Below are 15180 nucleotides of genomic sequence, written 5' to 3' on the forward strand. Positions count from 1 at the left end.
TCGGAGGAGCGACAACCGATCCCTCGCTGGCGCTTCCCGATCCAAATGCAAAGGACCAATAAACGATGCTGCATTTCCCCCCAGATAAATTCGGGCCGGTAACAAAGGCGCGGAACCCCTATGAAGGTGCAAACGCGGATCAGTTGATCGAGCGCCATACGGCCATGGTGCGGCGTATTGCCTGGCACGTGCATTCGCGGGTCTCCGCCTCGGTCGAACTGGAAGACCTGATCCAGACCGGCCTGATTGCTTTGATAGAAGCGGCACGCGGCTATGAGGATCGCGGGCATGCCTTTTCGACTTATGCATCGATGCGGGTCCGAGGGGCGATGATCGACCAGTTGCGCCGCGATGCCAAGGTCAGTCGCTCCGCGATGGCAGCGCGCCGCCGGATTGCGGAAACGCGCAACCAGCTGGAGCAGCAAAATCTGCGCAGCCCGGACAGCCACGAAATGGCAGCGGCGCTGGATATGTCGACCGCCGACTATCTGGCACTGGAAAGCAGCGCGCAGGCGATCGAACAGATGAGCATCGATGATCATTATTCCGATCATGATCCTTGGTTCGCCGACAGTAGTGAAGCCGCTGATGCACGTATCGAACGCACGCAGATGAGCGCATTGCTCACCCAGCAACTGTCGCAATTGTCGGAGCGCGAAGCGATGGTTCTGCAACTCTTCTTCGTCGAAGAGCTGAACCTGCATGAAATCGGTGCCGTATTGGGAATTGGGGCGCCTCGTGTCTGCCAAATCAAAAAGGCCGCTTTGTACAAATTGCGGGGCCAGTTGGCGGAGCATGTCTGACGTATTTACGCGGCGATAGGCGATAACGGCATATTAACCATCTCAGTGCATAGAGATTACCGATGCAACAGGTTTTATCCTGACCATGGGATCTTATTATGGATAATTTGCGCGGATTTGAGCCATATGGGGAGAGTCATGGCGGCTATGGCCATTTCGATTCCGAAGCACCCGCTTATGCAAGTTTCGAAGAGCAGGAAGACGCGGCAATCGAACCGCCGCCGGTGATTTCCGGCGACGAACGCCGCATGCAGGTGCGCGCCTACAATTTCTGGACGTCGCAACTGGGTGAGGGCAATTATCCGAATATCGAAGATCTCGATCCGGATGCTGTCGAAGATTTTCGCGAATATTCAGTGCTGCTGGATTTCACTTCGGGCGTTGAAAACCCGTCGATCCAATATCTTGGAACGGCGCTGCGCAACGAATGCGGCTTGACCGAGGATATCGGATATCTCGACCAGGTGCCGCCGCGCTCGCTGCTGTCGCGCATTACCGACCATTATCTGCAGATTATCGCCAACCGTGCGCCTATTGGTTTCGAAGCCGAGTTCGTCAACGAACGCGGAGCCAACATCATGTATCGCGGAATCTTGCTGCCCTATTCGTCGGACGATGACACCATCGATTTCATCTATGGCGTGATCAACTGGAAAGAGGGCGCTCCAGCAGAGGTGACAGAGCCGCTGATGGCCGAGGTGGAAGCCGCGCTTGCAGCGGTGCCGGTTCGCAAGGATCATGTACCTGTCTGGGCCGATGGCCCTTCGCCGGACGATGCCCATCTGGGCGACTTTGCCGATCTGTCGGACGACGAACTCGTTTTGGACGCGAGCTTTGCCGATGAAGCCATTGCACCGGTCGAAATTTCATTTGCCGAGCCCGATGATCGCTCGAGCCTTGCCGACTGGCTGCAAAGCGCGCGCGATATCGCCGATGTGGCGCGCGATGCCGATGCGCGCAGCCGTGAGACGCTGTATCGCGCCATTGGCCGTGCATATGACTTCTCTCTGGCGGCGCAGCGCCATCCCGCAGACTATGAAGAATTGTTGGCTGACAATGGCATAACGGTGCAGGAACGCGCGCCGATGACGCCGATCGTCAAGCTGATTTTCGGATCAGGCTACGATAAGACGCGCCTCACTGAATTTGCCGCCGCGCTCGATTATGCCCATCGCAATGCTGTTCCGCAGGGGCAATTGGCCGACCTGTTGGCAAAGCATGGCGGCGGCCTCAAAGGCGTGGTCCAGGCTGAACGCCGTGCGCGCAAGGTTGAAAAAGGCGAGCATGTCAAACAAGTCGCTATCGATCCGCGTCTGCGTCTGCGGTCTGCACGAGCCCGCGATCTTGCCGAATTTGCCTTTGGCAGCGAGGAATTCGTTGTGCTCGTTGCGCGGCGCGATGCCGACGGGCAGGTTGCGATTGTCGGTTCGGTGGACGATGCCGGCCTTACCGATAAGGTGCTTGCCAAAACCGTCGTCTGATTACTCGGTACTTTCGGGGACGAGGGTCAGCCTTACCTGTGCTGTGCCGCTGCGGTGCATGCCCAGTTCCTTGGCAGCGGCATAGGATAGGTCGATAATCCGACCGCGGCCCCACGGCCCGCGATCGTTAACCCGCACGATGACTTCACGGCCGTTACCCAGATGGGTAACCTTTATCCGAGTGCCGAATGCAGCCGTTCGATGAGCTGCGGTCATGTCGGCAGGGTTGAAAGGCTCGCCGCTTGCCGTGCGTCGACCGGCAAGTTCGTTGCTGTAATAGCTGGCATGTCCGGAACCCATGTCGATCTCGGCTATGCCCTGTGCCGCCAATGGCGTTGCTAAAAGTGCGGTAAGCAGCAGATATCGCTGTGTTTTCATGGCCGACCAATTTCCTGTCCACCAAATGCCCTGAACGAATGTGCCTTGCCTGTCCATATGGCAGCGTTGTTCCGGTCAAAAGGTGAGACGTTCGGTTCTAGGATTGGCAAGTCGAATAGGCTTCGCTAGGCGCAACCCAATGCCTCTCCGCTGGTTTTGCCTTCCTATCCTGTTTTCAGCTTTTGCTGTTGTTGCGCAACCCGCGCAGGCAGAGGCAACGCGGCAGCAATGGCTGACGCTGACGGGCGACGTGAAGCTGGATGAAGACGATACGTTGTCGGCCAACCTGATCCTGCGTTCGAGACCCGATTCATTCGAGATCGGACAGCGATTCCTTCGTCTTGGCTATACCCATGCGCTCAATGACGATGTCAGCCTGACATTGAACTATGCCCATGTCACCACCGTCGTCGATGGCGGCAGTGACCTGTTCCAGCATCGTCTTGCGCAAAGCATCGCGGTCAAACTGCTGCCGCATGTCGATGGCCGGGTGCAACTTGAAGAAGTCTTCGGCGTCACCGGTAGCGATGATGTGGGCCTGCGTTTCCGGCCGCGCGCACGTTTGCGCCAGCCATTGGATTCCAAGGGCGATATCGAACTGCAATTGAGTGAAGAGGCAATCTTCGCGCTCAACGATACCGATTTCGGACAAGCCAGCGGCTTTACCGCGAACCGGGCCGGGGCAGCCGTGCATTTCGATTTGGGCGAGCATTTCGCGATCATGCCGGGTTATACGTGGCAGCTCGTCAACCGCTCGGGCGCACCCTTACGCAACGACCATATATTGGGGCTAACGCTCGAAGCCCATTATTGAGTTTTTCAGCCGCACTGGGCGCGGTGCAACAGTTTCTGGTCGGCCAGTACCAGCGCCATCATCGCCTCGACAACCGGTGCACCACGAATGCCGACGCACGGATCGTGCCGGCCCTTGGTGACGATTTCGGTCGCTTCACCTTCGCGGGTGACGGTGTCGACAGGGGTCAGGATCGAACTAGTCGGCTTGAACCCGACCCGGCAGACGACTGGCTGGCCGGTCGAAATGCCGCCTGCAATGCCGCCGGCATTGTTCGCAAGGAACAGCGGCTGGTTGGTGCCCGGGCGCATCGGATCGGCATTTTCCTCACCGCGCAAACGGGCCGCTTCAAAACCTGCGCCGATCTCAACTGCTTTGACCGCGTTTATGCCCATCATTGCGGCTGCAAGCTCGCTATCAAGCTTTGCATAAAGCGGCGCGCCCCAGCCGGGTGGAACGCCGGTGGCAACACATTCGACAACGGCACCGAGCGAAGACCCAGCCTTGCGCGCTTCGTCGACCAGCTTTTCCCAGCGACCTGCTGCGGCCTCATCGGGGCAGAAGAACGGATTCTTGTTGATCTGGCTTTTCTCGAAATTCGCGCGATCGATTGCATCGCCGCCAATCTCGACGACATAGGCGAGTATCTCGACCTCGGGGATGACGGCGCGCGCCACGGCCCCTGCGGCGACCCGCGCGGCGGTTTCACGCGCCGAGCTGCGTCCGCCACCGCGATAATCGCGAAAGCCATATTTGGCGTCATAGCTGTAATCGGCATGGCCGGGGCGATAGGCCTTCGCGACTTCCGAATAATCCTTTGAACGCTGGTCGACATTCTCGATCATCAGGCTGATCGGGGTGCCGGTGGTCCGGCCTTCGAACAGGCCTGAAAGGATACGGACCTGGTCCGGCTCCTGCCGCTGCGTGGTGAACTTGCTGGTGCCCGGGCGGCGCTTGTCGAGGAAAGGCTGGATGTCTGCTTCGGACAGCGCAATTCCCGGCGGGCAGCCATCGACAACAGCGCCCAATGCCGGCCCGTGGCTTTCCCCCCAGGTGGTGAAACGGAAAACATGGCCGAACGTGTTGAAACTCATCTTACCTCTCGGTCCCGAAAGCGGGAGCATAGCGTGCGCGGCCGCTTTCGGGAAGTTGCACGCCTTTGTCCAGCAAAAGCGCCATGAAATGCGGCCCGGAATAGGGCGAGGCAAAGGGGCTGGCGACTTGGGCGCTATAGCCAAAACGTGGATAATAGTCGGGATGGCCGAGTACGAAGCTGATCTGGGTGCCGCTGGCACGTAGCAATTCGAGCCCGCGCACGATCAATGCCGAGCCGATCCCCGTGCCGTGCATCTCGGGCAGCACGCCGACAGGGGCAAGGCCTGCGGCTTTAAGTGGGCCGCCATCGGCTTCAACATCCATTATGCTGAAAAGGGCATGGCCAACAATCCGTCCATTCACTTCAGCCACCAGCGAAACCAGAGCATCGCCATCGGCGTGGATGGCGCGTACCAGTTCGGCCTCGCCCTGATAGCCGAAGGATGTGCTGGCAAAGGCAGCACGATGGACGGCATCGACCATATCGAATTCGGAATTTTCCAGCGCGCGAAGGATCATGCGTCTTCGGGTGGTTTCACCCTGACCTTGCGATATTTCACCTGTTCCTTGCCGATCCAGGTGCGCAACGCGCGATAGATGATAACTGCGCCCGCAACCGCGAGCACGCGCCCAGCATGGGGGTGGTCATATGCTCCGCCGAAACGCCCGCCGAAAACGAATGCAGCGATTACCAGCAGGAAACCCGATGCGGATGCAAAGCCATCTAGAAGCGGCGGCAACCCCTCCCAAAAACGCTTGGCGTGCAGATAGCCGTACAGCCCGACCAAAGCTGCGCACCCTATGAGGAGGAGGACCAGTTCATTGCTATGTCCCTCGAACATCCCCTCCTCGCTTTCCTAATCAGCCGAGCGCGATATCAGGAGCATCCTCCTGCTTCATACCGACCGTGTGATAGCCTGCATCGACATGGTGGGTTTCGCCGGTAACCCCTGCCGAAAGATCCGACAGGAAGTACAGCGCCGATGCGCCAACATCATCGATGGTGACATTGCGGCGCAGCGGCGAATTATATTCGTTCCATTTGAGGATATAACGGAAATCGCCGATGCCCGACGCTGCCAGCGTCTTGATCGGGCCTGCGGAGATTGCATTCACGCGGATGCCATCGGGGCCGACATCATTGGCGAGATATTTCACGCTGGCCTCAAGCGCGGCCTTGGCAACGCCCATCACATTATAGTGCGGCACGACCTTTTCGGCGCCATAATAGCTGAGCGTCAGCATCGATCCGCCGCCTTTGCCGGTTTCGGGGTCGAATGGCGTCATCATCGCCGCGGCGCGCTTCGCGACGGCGGTGAAGCTGTAGACGCTGATATTCATCGTCATCAGGAAGTCGTCGAGCGTGACGTCAAAATATTTGCCGCGCAGCGCCTCTTTGTTGGTGAAGCCGATGGCGTGGACGACAAAGTCGATCGTCGGCCAGCGCGCAGCCAGCTTTTCAAAAGCGGCGTCAAGATTGGCCATGTCGGAAACGTCGCAATCGATCAGGAAATCGCATCCCAGTTGCTCGGCCAGCGGGCGGACGCGCTTTTCCATCACTTCACCCTGATAGCTGATCGCCAGCTCGGCACCCTCGGCCTTCAGCCGCTGCGCGATGCCCCAAGCGAGCGACTTGTCATTGGCGAGGCCCATGATGAGGCCACGTTTCCCTGCCATCAATCCGGTCATTTTTGGACGAACTCCTGATTGTCTGTACTTTTGTGCTTGGCGCCCTTTAGGCCAATTTCGGTGGCGTTGGCCAGTGCAGCGTTCAACTGCGCCCCGGTTACCATGCCCAAACCGATCAAGTAAAAGAAAATCAAGGCGATCATGATGCCGGCAAGGCTGCCATAGGTCAGGTCGTAATTGCTGACGGTCGAAACGAACCAGGGCAGAACCATCGTGCAGCCGACCCACCAGATGCTGACCAGCACCGCACCGGGCCATTTGGGATAGAGGTTGTCGCGGTATTTGCGTGGGGTGAGGCCACGATAGATTGTATAGATTGCCAAGAATAACACGGCGAACGGAATGATCCGGCCCCATGCGAAATATCCGGCCGCACGCTCTGCCGCAGGGATATAGCGATAGACCAGATCCTCGATTGCGACGACCAACACCTGGGCCGAAAAGGCGGTCATGGCGAGAATGACAGCAGCAACGATGACGGCAAAGCTGCCGAGCCGATATTGCCAGAACCAGCGTTCCGGCTGAGTGCCATAGGCGCGGTGAAGGACGTCGCGTATCGTCTCAATCAGGCTGGTCGTGGTCCAAAGGCTGACCGCGGCGCTTAGCCAGAGCAGCGGGCCGGAACGGGCGGACATTGCGGCATGGACAGGCTCTTCCAGCGCGGCTTCGACACTGCCGGGAACTGTCCGGAAAAAGGCGTCGATCAGCGCCAGACCAGATTCGGTCTGGCCAAGGCTGCCCGCGATCGCAGCCGCCACTATGCAGAAAGCGAAAAGCGTGACGATCGACAGATAGGCAAAATTGCCCGCATTGACGAAGCCTTCGGTATACACCCCGACCACGACGCGGCGGATCACCTCTTTCGCGCGGTGATAGGGATCAAGATGGTGAAACCACTCCTCTTCGCTTTCGGTGTGCGGGCGCGGATCGTGCGCGCGCGCCTCGGGCGAGAGGGGTGAGTGCTCAGACACCAAGTTCGGCGCGCAGGCTGGGATCGTCGGGAAGTGCCTCGGCCAGTGCGGCAAGTTTGCCCAAGTCCGAAGGCAGTCGGATTTGCAGGGTTACGAGTTGGTCCCCGCGCTCGCCGCCTTTCTTGGCAAAGCCGCGGCCCTTGATACGCATCGTGGTTCCCGACTGGGCCCCTGCTGGCACGCTGAGCATAACTGGACCATCGATTGTCGGCACCTTTACCTTCGCTCCCGCAATCGCCTCTTTCAGGCTGATGGGCAGGTCGAGGCGGATATTGTCGCCGTCACGATCGTAAAAAGGGTGCTTGCCAAGTTTCAGCGTCACCATCGCATCGCCATTACCACCCGGCCCGGTCTGACCCTTGCCGGGGATGCGGATCTGCTGCCCGCTGACCACGCCGGGCGGCAGCTTGAACTCGACCGTCTTGCCATCGCGCAAAGTGATGCGCTGCGGCTCGAGCTTGGCGGCATCGGTGAATGAAACCAGATGCTCATATGCGATGTTCGCACCTTTGGGTGGCGGTCCTGGTTGCGGACGCGGTCCGCCAGGGCGCGCACCGGCGCCGCCCCCGAACAGGCCGTCAAATATGTCGCCAAGATCGATACCGCCGCCAAATTCGAAGCCGCCCTGGCCGGGACGAGCACCGCCGCCGCTGAAAGGGCTGCCTCCGCCAAAGCCGGCGCCAAAGGGCGAGCGTGGTTGGCCGTTTTCATCAATCTCGCCGCGATCATATTGGCCGCGCTTTTGCGCGTCTGACAGCAGGTCATAGGCGTGCGTGATTTCGGCAAAGCGCTCGGCTGCCTTCGGGTTGTCCTGGTTCCTGTCCGGGTGCAGCTCCTTGGCGAGCTTGCGATAGGCGCTCTTGATCGCCTTTTCGTCTGCGCCCTTCGATACGCCCAATATGGAATATGGATCGGCCATTATGGTCCCTGTTTATTTGCGTCCCTGTATTAGATTGGCATTACAGCGCCATGAGTCAACTCGGTGCGATGCCATTTTCGACGCTTTTTCCGGCAAATGTGCGCAAGCCAAGGTAAAGCACCAGCCCCAAGGGGCCGAGCAGGAAGATGAACGGTAAAACCAATATCTGCATCCAGCGCGCTATGCCGCGACGGTCGGCGTTGCGCGCTGCCCAAATACCGACGAACAGGTCAAAGGCGAGATAGTGGATCCAGCCGATGGTAGCGCCACCCTTGCTGTCAAACAGCGCCATGACTCCGGCTAGCGAGCTGAAATCCTGCGAGCGTGGACCGTCTGCATCAAACATGCCGCTCATAAGTCCGACAATCAGCACCGCATAGGTCAACGCCAGAAGTCCGCACCCCGCCATGAACAGCAGGGGCAACGCCTGTTCGCGCCTTGGCGCAAAGAGTAGACCCAGCCAGCAGAGCATCGCATAGATGTTCGTGACCTCAAAAATGCTTTCCCACGGAATTTGCATGGCAGTCCCCCCTTCCTTGTACGGCCAGTCTAGCCTATCGGGACGATATGGAAAGCCAAGATCCCTATTCCCTTTTCGATGCCTGGTTCAAAGAGGCGCGTACCACTGAAATCAACGATGGCAATGCGATGGCGCTCGCCACCGCCGATGCCGCCGGTCACCCGTCGGTGCGCATGGTGCTGCTCAAAGGACATGGCCCCGATGCCGACGGCAAAGGCGGGTTCATCTTTTATACCAACCTCGAAAGCCGCAAAGGTGGAGAGCTTTCGGCAAACCCCAATGTTGCCTTGCTCTTTCACTGGAAATCGCTGCGCCGACAGGTGCGCATCGAAGGGCCGATCAGCCAGGTCAGCGATGCAACCGCCGATGCCTATTTTGCGAGCCGCGCGCGCGATTCCCAATTGGGTGCATGGGCGTCTGATCAATCGCGTCCGCTCGATAGCCGCGCGACATTTGAAGCGCGCTTTGCCGAAGTGAAGGCGCGCTTCGAAGGGCAGGATGTGCCCCGCCCGCCGCATTGGACCGGCAATATCGTGACACCCAAGCGCATTGAGTTCTGGCAGGACCGTGAATTCCGCCTGCACGAACGCTGGGTTTTTGAACGCGACGGCGATGGCTGGCGCAGCTTCATGCTGTATCCCTGACGCGCCATGGGCCAATCGCACGACCACCATCATCACGAACATGGTTCGATGACCTCCAAGGCCGCGCTGGCAAGTGTGGCAATGGCGCTTTTCCTGACCGTTCTCAAAAGCTGGGCTGCGATTGAAACCGGATCGGTCGCGCTGCTGGGCTCGCTTGCGGACACCGGCTTTGACCTGCTCGCTTCGCTGCTGACATTGTTCAGTGTCCGCTACGCCGCCATGCCAGCGGACGACGACCATCGCTTTGGCCACGGCAAGGCGGAGGCGCTTTCGGCACTGGTGCAGGTCATGCTGGTGACGGTTTCGGCATTGTTCATCGGCTGGCGTGCCATCGATCGTCTTGGCAGCGGCGCGCCGACCGAGCATCCCGAAATGGGTATTGGCGTATCACTGGTTGCGATTGTCGCGACGCTCGCGTTGCTCGCTTACCAACGCCATGTCATCAAAAAGACCGGATCGGTCGCCATCCATGGTGATCATTTGCACTATCAGGGCGATCTGCTGCTCAACATTGCAGTGATTGTCGCACTGGCGCTGGATGCCATGCTCAATGTGCGCGGTGCAGACCCGCTTTTCGGCATTGCGATTACGTTGTGGTTGCTCTGGGGCGCCTGGCGCGCAGCCAGCCTCGCACTCGACCAGTTGCTCGATAAGGAGTGGCCGCTCGAAAAAAGACAGCGTTTCATCGAAGTCGCCATGCGCCACCCGGAACTGAAGGGCATCCACGACATGCGCACGCGCTCGGCGGGCGCGCACGATTTCTGCCAGTTCCATGTCTGGGTCGATCCAAACATGACCGTGCTGAAGGCGCATGAGGTGATGGACGAGATCGAGGCCGAACTGATGCGTGAATTTCCGGGGGTTGAGGTGCTGATCCACCCCGATCCGGAAGGGCATAAGGACGAGCTGGGCTATATTCCGAGCGAAACGATCGAGCATCAGGACGACGAACATGAGCACCGCCAACCCTAGACCTTTCAAGCAGGTCGATGTTTTCACCGCTGTGGCGTTGAAGGGTAATCCGGTGGCGGTCATCCTCGATGCGCAAGGTTTGTCGGCGGAGCAGATGCAGGCGATCGCCAACTGGACCAACCTGTCTGAAACGACCTTTGTCTCTCCGGCGACGGATGCTTCAGCAGACTATTCGGTGCGGATATTCACCCCGAAAAGCGAGCTGCCCTTTGCCGGGCATCCTACCCTGGGCACGGCGCATGCGGTGATCGAAGCCGGTTTGGCGATGCCCAAGAATGGCAAGGTTGTCCAGCAATGTGCCGTGGGTTTGGTTGAGGTCAGCGTGGCGGGTACAGGCCTTTCCTTCCGCCTGCCGCGCTATGCCTATGAAGAAGCACCCGAGGCTAGCCAGCTGGCCGCCGCTTTGGGCGAAGGTGCGATCAAGGGTGCACCCCAAATCGTCAATGTCGGCCCGCGTTGGGTGATTGCCGAATTGGCTTCTGCGGAAACGGTGGAGCAACTGCAGCCCGATCTGCAGATCCTAGCTGACTATGATCGCGCGCAATCGACAACCGGCATGACGGTTTATGCCGAAAAACCCGATGGCGGCATCGTGGTGCGCAGTTTTGCCCCGGCTGACGGGATAGCCGAGGACCCTGTCTGCGGCAGCGGCAATGGCGCGGTTGCTGCCTATCGCCTCAAGGCACAGCAGGTTTCGGCGGGAAGCGAATATGTCGCTAGCCAAGGGCGGCAAGTGGGCCGCGATGGCAATGTCCGTGTGCGGATAGAGGAAGATGCCATCCATGTCGGCGGTGACTGTGTCACCGTCGTGGATGGCACCTTCTGGATTTGATGCTTTAGGCGACCGTAATCGAGTTGATCACGCCGGGTTCGCGCGGCGGCTCGCCCTTGGGCAGCGCGTCCACATTTTCCATGCCTTCGATCACATTACCCCAGACAGTGTATTGGCGATCAAGGAAGGTCGCATCGTCGAAAACGATGAAGAACTGGCTGTTTGCGCTGTTCGGATCCATCGTGCGCGCCATCGAGCATGCGCCACGGACGTGCGGCTCGTCGTTGAATTCCTGCTTCAGGTTCGGCTTTGAAGAACCACCGGTGCCGGTGCCGTTCGGGCAACCACCCTGCGCCATGAAGCCGTCGATCACGCGGTGAAATTTGACGCCGTCGTAAAAGCCTTCCTGCGCCAGCTCGACAATGCGCGCGACATGGTTGGGGGCAAGGTCAGGGCGCAGCTTGATCACGACGTCGCCGGTCGAAAGGTGCATGGTGAGGGTTTCGGCCATCGGGGGAATCCTTTTGTTGAACTTTGCGCTCGCAATAGGCCAGCCCGGGCAAAAGTAAATTGCATTTTCTCTTGGTCGGCGTAGGAGGGGCGCGGTCGTAACAATCTGCAGCAAAGGGGGGACGATGACTGCCGAAGCCGATCCTGATTTCCCCCCGGTTGAAACAATCGACGGCACGCTCGACGAGGATAATCGGCTGAAAGCCGACTTTGTCGATCAGGTTCTCGATGCAGTCGAAGCTGGCAATCGCGAAGAGGCCTATCGCCTCGCCCAGCCGCTGCACGCTGCCGACATTGCCGACCTGTTCGAATTGACCCCGCGTGAGGATCGCGCTGCGCTCGCCATTGCCTTGGGCGATTTGCTCAGCGCCGACGTGCTCGCGGAAATCAATGATTGGGTGCGCGACGATATCGTCGATGCGCTGCCCGCCGCGCAGATCGCCGACCTTGCCGAGCAGATGGAGACCGACGACGCGGTCGCTATGATCGAGGATATGGAGGAGGACGAGCAGCAGGCTGTCCTTGCCGAACTCGATCCCGAAGACCGCGCTGTCATCGAGGATGCGCTTTCCTATCCCGAAGAATCCGCCGGTCGTATCATGCAGCGCGAACTGGTCGCGGTGCCAGAGCATATCACTGTCGGCCAGTTGATCGATTATTTGCGCGAAAACCAGGATCTGACAACCGAATTCTGGGAAATCTTCGTCGTCGATCCCGCGCATCGCCCGATTGGCACCTGCCAGTTGAGCTGGATCATGCGCACGCCGCGCAACATTTCGATTTCCGACGTGATGAAGCGCGAACAGACGCTGATCCCGGTCGATATGGACCAGGAAGAGGTGGCACTGCGCTTCCAGAAATATGCACTGATTTCGGCGGCCGTGGTCGACGATGCCGGGCGGCTGGTGGGTGTGATCACCGCGGACGATGTGGTCCACATCGTCCAGGAAGAGGCGGGTGAGGATATCTTGCGCCTGTCGGGTGCAGGCGAGGGCGACATCAACGAGCCAATCGCCGACAGCTATAAGGCGCGTGTCCGCTGGCTGATTGCCAATCTGGGCACGGCAATGGTCGCAAGTTTCATCATCGCGCAATTTGGCGCGGCCATCGAAACCATGGTCGCGCTGGCGATCCTGATGCCGATCGTCGCTTCGATCGGCGGCAATGCCGGCACGCAGACGCTGGCGGTGACCGTGCGCGCGCTGGCGACCAACCAGCTGACCCAATCAAACACGGTGCGTTCAATCTGGCGCGAGGTGCGTGTCGCTGTGCTCATCGGTGCCACGGTTGCGGTAATCGCGGGGCTGGGTGCGGGATTGGTGTTCACCAACTGGACACTGGGCGGCGTGATTGCAGCGGCGATCCTTTTCAACATCCTGATTGCCGGGCTTTCAGGTGTTGCCATTCCGGTATTTCTTGACCGTCTCGATCAGGATCCCGCGGTTTCAAGCTCCATTTTCGTGACCATGATCACCGACTCCATGGGCTTTCTGATCTTTCTTGGGCTTGCGGTGTTTGCCGGTCTTGCGGGCTGATTACCGCACCCCCAAATAGCCGCCATGCCGCTCCATATGACCAAAATCGCCTTTGGCGCCGAAAGCCCTGCGCATCTGCGCCAGCGTCTGGAGAGCTATGCGGCGGCTGGGGAAGTTCGTTTGACTACGCGCTATTTACCCAAGCGGCATGAGGAAATGGTGGGCGGATCGCTTTACTGGATTCTGAACCATACCCTTGTTGGCCGCAGCCCGATACTCGGTTTCATGGACAATGGTCAGGGACGAACATGGATCAGGCTCCGCCCTGAACTGATCCCGGTGCGCTCCATCCCCAAACGCGCGCATCAGGGCTGGCGCTATCTGGAAGATAAGGATGCGCCGCCCGACCTTGGCGGGGAGGGAGCGGATGGCCGCGATGAAATGCCACCCAAGATGCTCGGCGACCTCATGAAAATGGGCCTGGTGTGATTGCTTTTGCCCCGACGCTCGCTTAGCCATGGCGAAGCCTATTGAAGCGACGGGGGACGAATGACCGAAGACGTGCATAACGCCAGCCATCCCGATCACAAATTCCCCACCATATTGGGGGCGCTGGGGTGGGTGGTGATCTTCCTGCTGTTGCAGGTCGTCGCAGGTGTGATGGCCTTGGGTATGGCCATCGGCATGGACGATAGCGGCCGCGATCCAATGGCACTGGCCAAGGATCCCAGTTTCGTCGCGGTGCCGACAATTCTCTCACTGGTGGCGTCGAGCCTCGTCATGCTCGGGCTTTTGTGGCTCCATTTGCGCAAGGAGGGCCGTGCAGCGCGGATCGGACTGCTGCGTTGGAGCCGCGTCAATCTTTTGCAGACCATCGGATTGGCGATTGGGCTGATTGCTGCAGGCCTTGCTTTCAACCATCTCTACGCCACCTATATCATCCCCGATATCAAGGTGCAGGAAGCGCTTCGAAAGATGTTCGAAGCCCTGCCCGACACGCCTTTGAACACGGTCATGCTGTTTGTTGCGATCGCGGGTATCGCCCCCTTGCTGGAGGAAATCCTGTTTCGCGGGCTTGTGCAGAACGCGCTTGCAAAACAGTTACCGGCATGGGCTGCAATCCTGGGGGCCTCGGCAATTTTCGGCGCAGTCCATATGGATTATCACGCGTTTCCCGCGCTGATGGCGATGGGTGCGGTTTTCGGTATCCTGTACCACAAGACCGGATCGCTGCGGGTCAACATCGTTGCGCATATGGTGAACAACGCTGCGGCGCTGCTGCTGACTTAGCGGTCGGCGATGGCGCTCCACGCGCTGGCCAGCGATTGCACGCCAGCGCGCAATTCCCCGAAACGCAAAGGATCGGGCGATGCCAGCTGCTCCTCAAATTCGCTGGCCAGCGCATCGTAAAGACCATCAAGCCGGTGCGCCAGATCGCTGCCTTGTTCGAAATCCAGCCCGGCGCGGAGCGCAAGGATGATGCTGCGCACCCTGTGGGCCTGTTCGTCATCGCCTAATGCGGAGACCTTGCCCGCGCGCAGGGTCAGCACATCGATACACAAAAGCAGTTCATCATATAGCATCGCCACAAGGGCATGCGGATTGGCGCTCTCCGTCTGGCTGGCGAGCGCGAGCGAACGGTAATGGGCGCTGGCTCGGCTGTAATTGCGATCGAGCATGGATCAATCGCCGCCCGACCAGATTTTGACCTGTTGTTCGAGATAGGCCTGCGTTGCCTTGAACGCGCTCAATCGCGCCTCTAGCGTCGCATATTGTTTCTCCAGGCGGGCTTTATAGGCATCCTCGCGCGCTTCCATGCGCTCCCGGTTTTTCGCCAGTTGACTTGCCTCGCTTTGCAGCGATTTGCCCAGCGCCTCAATCAAGCCGCCCGGGGCAATTGCGGCGTCGCGAATTTCATCGAGCGCGGTAGCGAGCCCCGGATCGGTAGTTGCGGTGGCAGACGCGCTGCGCGGGGGATTGAACAGCGCCTCGACCGCGTCCGGATCGCTCGCCAAGGCCGCATCAAGCTTTCCCCTGTCGAGGGAGAGCATACCGTTCCGGTCGGTCTTTATGCCGATATCGGAGAGGCTTGGACTTGTAACGGTTTTGCGCCGGTCACCTGAGCGTTTAGAGCTCGCAATAGGAGACCGAAGAGATG

20 protein-coding genes are annotated in these 15180 nt (G+C 59.4%); 9 read left to right on the forward strand and 11 right to left on the reverse strand.

Annotation, left to right across the window (positions count from 1 at the left end):
* Positions 1–65: 65 nt before the first annotated feature.
* Together ACFSAG_RS08040 and ACFSAG_RS08045 are read left to right on the forward strand one after the other, a co-directional pair.
* Positions 66–803 carry a sigma-70 family RNA polymerase sigma factor gene (locus tag ACFSAG_RS08040; RefSeq protein WP_374614946.1) on the forward strand — a complete coding sequence of 246 codons (738 nt, stop codon included), beginning with the start codon at positions 66–68 and terminating at the stop codon, positions 801–803.
* 98 nt (positions 804–901) lie between these two features.
* Positions 902–2284 carry a PAS domain-containing protein gene (locus ACFSAG_RS08045; protein WP_381513280.1) on the forward strand — a complete coding sequence of 461 codons (1383 nt, stop codon included), beginning with the start codon at positions 902–904 and terminating at the stop codon, positions 2282–2284.
* Here ACFSAG_RS08045 and ACFSAG_RS08050 read toward each other — a convergent pair whose 3' ends face one another.
* Positions 2285–2662, reverse strand: coding sequence for a septal ring lytic transglycosylase RlpA family protein (locus ACFSAG_RS08050; protein ID WP_381513282.1), 378 nt, complete (start codon positions 2660–2662; stop codon positions 2285–2287).
* A 139-nt stretch (positions 2663–2801) separates the two neighbouring features.
* On the opposite strand from ACFSAG_RS08050, the gene ACFSAG_RS08055 reads away from it, so the two are divergent.
* Complete coding sequence (locus tag ACFSAG_RS08055) at positions 2802–3476, forward strand: DUF2490 domain-containing protein (RefSeq protein WP_381513284.1); 675 nt, start codon at positions 2802–2804, stop codon at positions 3474–3476.
* A 5-nt stretch (positions 3477–3481) separates the two neighbouring features.
* Here the strand turns inward: ACFSAG_RS08055 and aroC are convergent, their stop codons facing one another.
* From aroC to ACFSAG_RS08090, 7 genes are read right to left on the reverse strand one after another with little or no spacing between them, the layout of a single operon-like run.
* Positions 3482–4549, reverse strand: a complete 1068-nt coding sequence (gene aroC, locus ACFSAG_RS08060; RefSeq protein ID WP_374614951.1) for a chorismate synthase — start codon at positions 4547–4549, stop codon at positions 3482–3484.
* Between the two features lies 1 nt (position 4550).
* Complete coding sequence (locus tag ACFSAG_RS08065) at positions 4551–5069, reverse strand: GNAT family N-acetyltransferase (protein WP_381513287.1); 519 nt, start codon at positions 5067–5069, stop codon at positions 4551–4553.
* Positions 5066–5392 carry a hypothetical protein gene (locus ACFSAG_RS08070; RefSeq protein ID WP_381513290.1) on the reverse strand — a complete coding sequence of 109 codons (327 nt, stop codon included), beginning with the start codon at positions 5390–5392 and terminating at the stop codon, positions 5066–5068. The genes ACFSAG_RS08065 and ACFSAG_RS08070 overlap by 4 nt, the downstream gene beginning before the upstream one ends.
* A 19-nt stretch (positions 5393–5411) precedes the next feature.
* Entirely contained in the window at positions 5412–6239 is an 828-nt protein-coding gene (gene fabI / locus ACFSAG_RS08075) for an enoyl-ACP reductase FabI (RefSeq protein ID WP_381513293.1), read from the reverse strand.
* Positions 6236–7210 carry a YihY/virulence factor BrkB family protein gene (locus tag ACFSAG_RS08080; protein WP_381513296.1) on the reverse strand — a complete coding sequence of 325 codons (975 nt, stop codon included), beginning with the start codon at positions 7208–7210 and terminating at the stop codon, positions 6236–6238. Before ACFSAG_RS08080 ends, fabI begins: the two co-directional genes overlap by 4 nt.
* Entirely contained in the window at positions 7203–8129 is a 927-nt protein-coding gene (locus ACFSAG_RS08085; RefSeq protein WP_381513299.1) for a DnaJ C-terminal domain-containing protein, read from the reverse strand. Before ACFSAG_RS08085 ends, ACFSAG_RS08080 begins: the two co-directional genes overlap by 8 nt.
* Positions 8130–8184: 55 nt before the next feature.
* Entirely contained in the window at positions 8185–8649 is a 465-nt protein-coding gene (locus ACFSAG_RS08090; RefSeq protein ID WP_381513301.1) for an ABA4-like family protein, read from the reverse strand.
* A gap of 47 nt (positions 8650–8696) precedes the next feature.
* Here ACFSAG_RS08090 and pdxH point away from each other — a divergent pair, with 47 nt between their 5' ends.
* The 3 genes from pdxH to ACFSAG_RS08105 are packed head-to-tail and all read left to right on the forward strand — an operon-like array spanning position 8697 to position 11097.
* Complete coding sequence (pdxH, locus tag ACFSAG_RS08095) at positions 8697–9293, forward strand: pyridoxamine 5'-phosphate oxidase (RefSeq protein ID WP_381513303.1); 597 nt, start codon at positions 8697–8699, stop codon at positions 9291–9293.
* A 6-nt stretch (positions 9294–9299) separates the two neighbouring features.
* A complete protein-coding gene (locus ACFSAG_RS08100; protein WP_381513306.1) occupies positions 9300–10265 on the forward strand; it encodes a cation diffusion facilitator family transporter in 966 nt (321 codons plus the stop codon).
* Entirely contained in the window at positions 10246–11097 is an 852-nt protein-coding gene (locus ACFSAG_RS08105; protein WP_381513308.1) for a PhzF family phenazine biosynthesis protein, read from the forward strand. The genes ACFSAG_RS08100 and ACFSAG_RS08105 overlap by 20 nt, the downstream gene beginning before the upstream one ends.
* A gap of 4 nt (positions 11098–11101) precedes the next feature.
* Here the strand turns inward: ACFSAG_RS08105 and ACFSAG_RS08110 are convergent, their stop codons facing one another.
* On the reverse strand, positions 11102–11548 hold the full coding sequence (locus tag ACFSAG_RS08110) for a peptidylprolyl isomerase (RefSeq protein WP_374614961.1): 447 nt from the start codon (positions 11546–11548) through the stop codon (positions 11102–11104).
* A 124-nt stretch (positions 11549–11672) separates the two neighbouring features.
* On the opposite strand from ACFSAG_RS08110, the gene mgtE reads away from it, so the two are divergent.
* Genes mgtE through ACFSAG_RS08125 form a run of 3 tightly spaced genes read left to right on the forward strand, consistent with a single transcriptional unit; the run spans position 11673 to position 14312 of the window.
* Positions 11673–13082 carry a magnesium transporter gene (mgtE, locus tag ACFSAG_RS08115; protein WP_374614962.1) on the forward strand — a complete coding sequence of 470 codons (1410 nt, stop codon included), beginning with the start codon at positions 11673–11675 and terminating at the stop codon, positions 13080–13082.
* Between the two features lie 24 nt (positions 13083–13106).
* Positions 13107–13511: a DUF1489 family protein gene (locus ACFSAG_RS08120; protein ID WP_381513311.1), complete on the forward strand. Its 405-nt coding sequence runs from the start codon at positions 13107–13109 to the stop codon at positions 13509–13511.
* Positions 13512–13571: 60 nt separating this feature from the next.
* Complete coding sequence (locus tag ACFSAG_RS08125) at positions 13572–14312, forward strand: CPBP family intramembrane glutamic endopeptidase (RefSeq protein WP_381513314.1); 741 nt, start codon at positions 13572–13574, stop codon at positions 14310–14312.
* Here the strand turns inward: ACFSAG_RS08125 and ACFSAG_RS08130 are convergent.
* Positions 14309–14701: a flagellar export chaperone FliS gene (locus ACFSAG_RS08130; RefSeq protein WP_381513317.1), complete on the reverse strand. Its 393-nt coding sequence runs from the start codon at positions 14699–14701 to the stop codon at positions 14309–14311. The two genes, ACFSAG_RS08125 and ACFSAG_RS08130, sit on opposite strands and share 4 nt — an antisense overlap.
* Positions 14702–14704: 3 nt before the next feature.
* Positions 14705–15180 (reverse strand): flagellar filament capping protein FliD (gene fliD, locus ACFSAG_RS08135; protein WP_381513319.1); only part of this gene is annotated, 476 nt, incomplete at its 5' end.

The organism is Sphingorhabdus buctiana (assembly GCF_042680825.1).
Classification (GTDB): Bacteria; Pseudomonadota; Alphaproteobacteria; order Sphingomonadales; family Sphingomonadaceae; genus Sphingorhabdus_B; species Sphingorhabdus_B buctiana.

Bases quoted from the DNA above. Each gene is read 5' to 3' on its own strand.
- ACFSAG_RS08040 (WP_374614946.1), top strand. From the start codon at position 66: ATGCTGCATTTCCCCCCAGATAAATTCGGGCCGGTAACAAAGGCGCGG.
- ACFSAG_RS08045 (WP_381513280.1), top strand. From the start codon at position 902: ATGGATAATTTGCGCGGATTTGAGCCATATGGGGAGAGTCATGGCGGC.
- ACFSAG_RS08050 (WP_381513282.1), bottom strand. From the start codon at position 2,662: ATGAAAACACAGCGATATCTGCTGCTTACCGCACTTTTAGCAACGCCA.
- ACFSAG_RS08055 (WP_381513284.1), top strand. From the start codon at position 2,802: ATGCCTCTCCGCTGGTTTTGCCTTCCTATCCTGTTTTCAGCTTTTGCT.
- aroC (WP_374614951.1), bottom strand. From the start codon at position 4,549: ATGAGTTTCAACACGTTCGGCCATGTTTTCCGTTTCACCACCTGGGGG.
- ACFSAG_RS08065 (WP_381513287.1), bottom strand. From the start codon at position 5,069: ATGATCCTTCGCGCGCTGGAAAATTCCGAATTCGATATGGTCGATGCC.
- ACFSAG_RS08070 (WP_381513290.1), bottom strand. From the start codon at position 5,392: ATGTTCGAGGGACATAGCAATGAACTGGTCCTCCTCCTCATAGGGTGC.
- fabI (WP_381513293.1), bottom strand. From the start codon at position 6,239: ATGACCGGATTGATGGCAGGGAAACGTGGCCTCATCATGGGCCTCGCC.
- ACFSAG_RS08085 (WP_381513299.1), bottom strand. From the start codon at position 8,129: ATGGCCGATCCATATTCCATATTGGGCGTATCGAAGGGCGCAGACGAA.
- ACFSAG_RS08090 (WP_381513301.1), bottom strand. From the start codon at position 8,649: ATGCAAATTCCGTGGGAAAGCATTTTTGAGGTCACGAACATCTATGCG.
- pdxH (WP_381513303.1), top strand. From the start codon at position 8,697: ATGGAAAGCCAAGATCCCTATTCCCTTTTCGATGCCTGGTTCAAAGAG.
- ACFSAG_RS08100 (WP_381513306.1), top strand. From the start codon at position 9,300: ATGGGCCAATCGCACGACCACCATCATCACGAACATGGTTCGATGACC.
- ACFSAG_RS08105 (WP_381513308.1), top strand. From the start codon at position 10,246: ATGAGCACCGCCAACCCTAGACCTTTCAAGCAGGTCGATGTTTTCACC.
- ACFSAG_RS08110 (WP_374614961.1), bottom strand. From the start codon at position 11,548: ATGGCCGAAACCCTCACCATGCACCTTTCGACCGGCGACGTCGTGATC.
- mgtE (WP_374614962.1), top strand. From the start codon at position 11,673: ATGACTGCCGAAGCCGATCCTGATTTCCCCCCGGTTGAAACAATCGAC.
- ACFSAG_RS08120 (WP_381513311.1), top strand. From the start codon at position 13,107: ATGCCGCTCCATATGACCAAAATCGCCTTTGGCGCCGAAAGCCCTGCG.
- ACFSAG_RS08125 (WP_381513314.1), top strand. From the start codon at position 13,572: ATGACCGAAGACGTGCATAACGCCAGCCATCCCGATCACAAATTCCCC.
- ACFSAG_RS08130 (WP_381513317.1), bottom strand. From the start codon at position 14,701: ATGCTCGATCGCAATTACAGCCGAGCCAGCGCCCATTACCGTTCGCTC.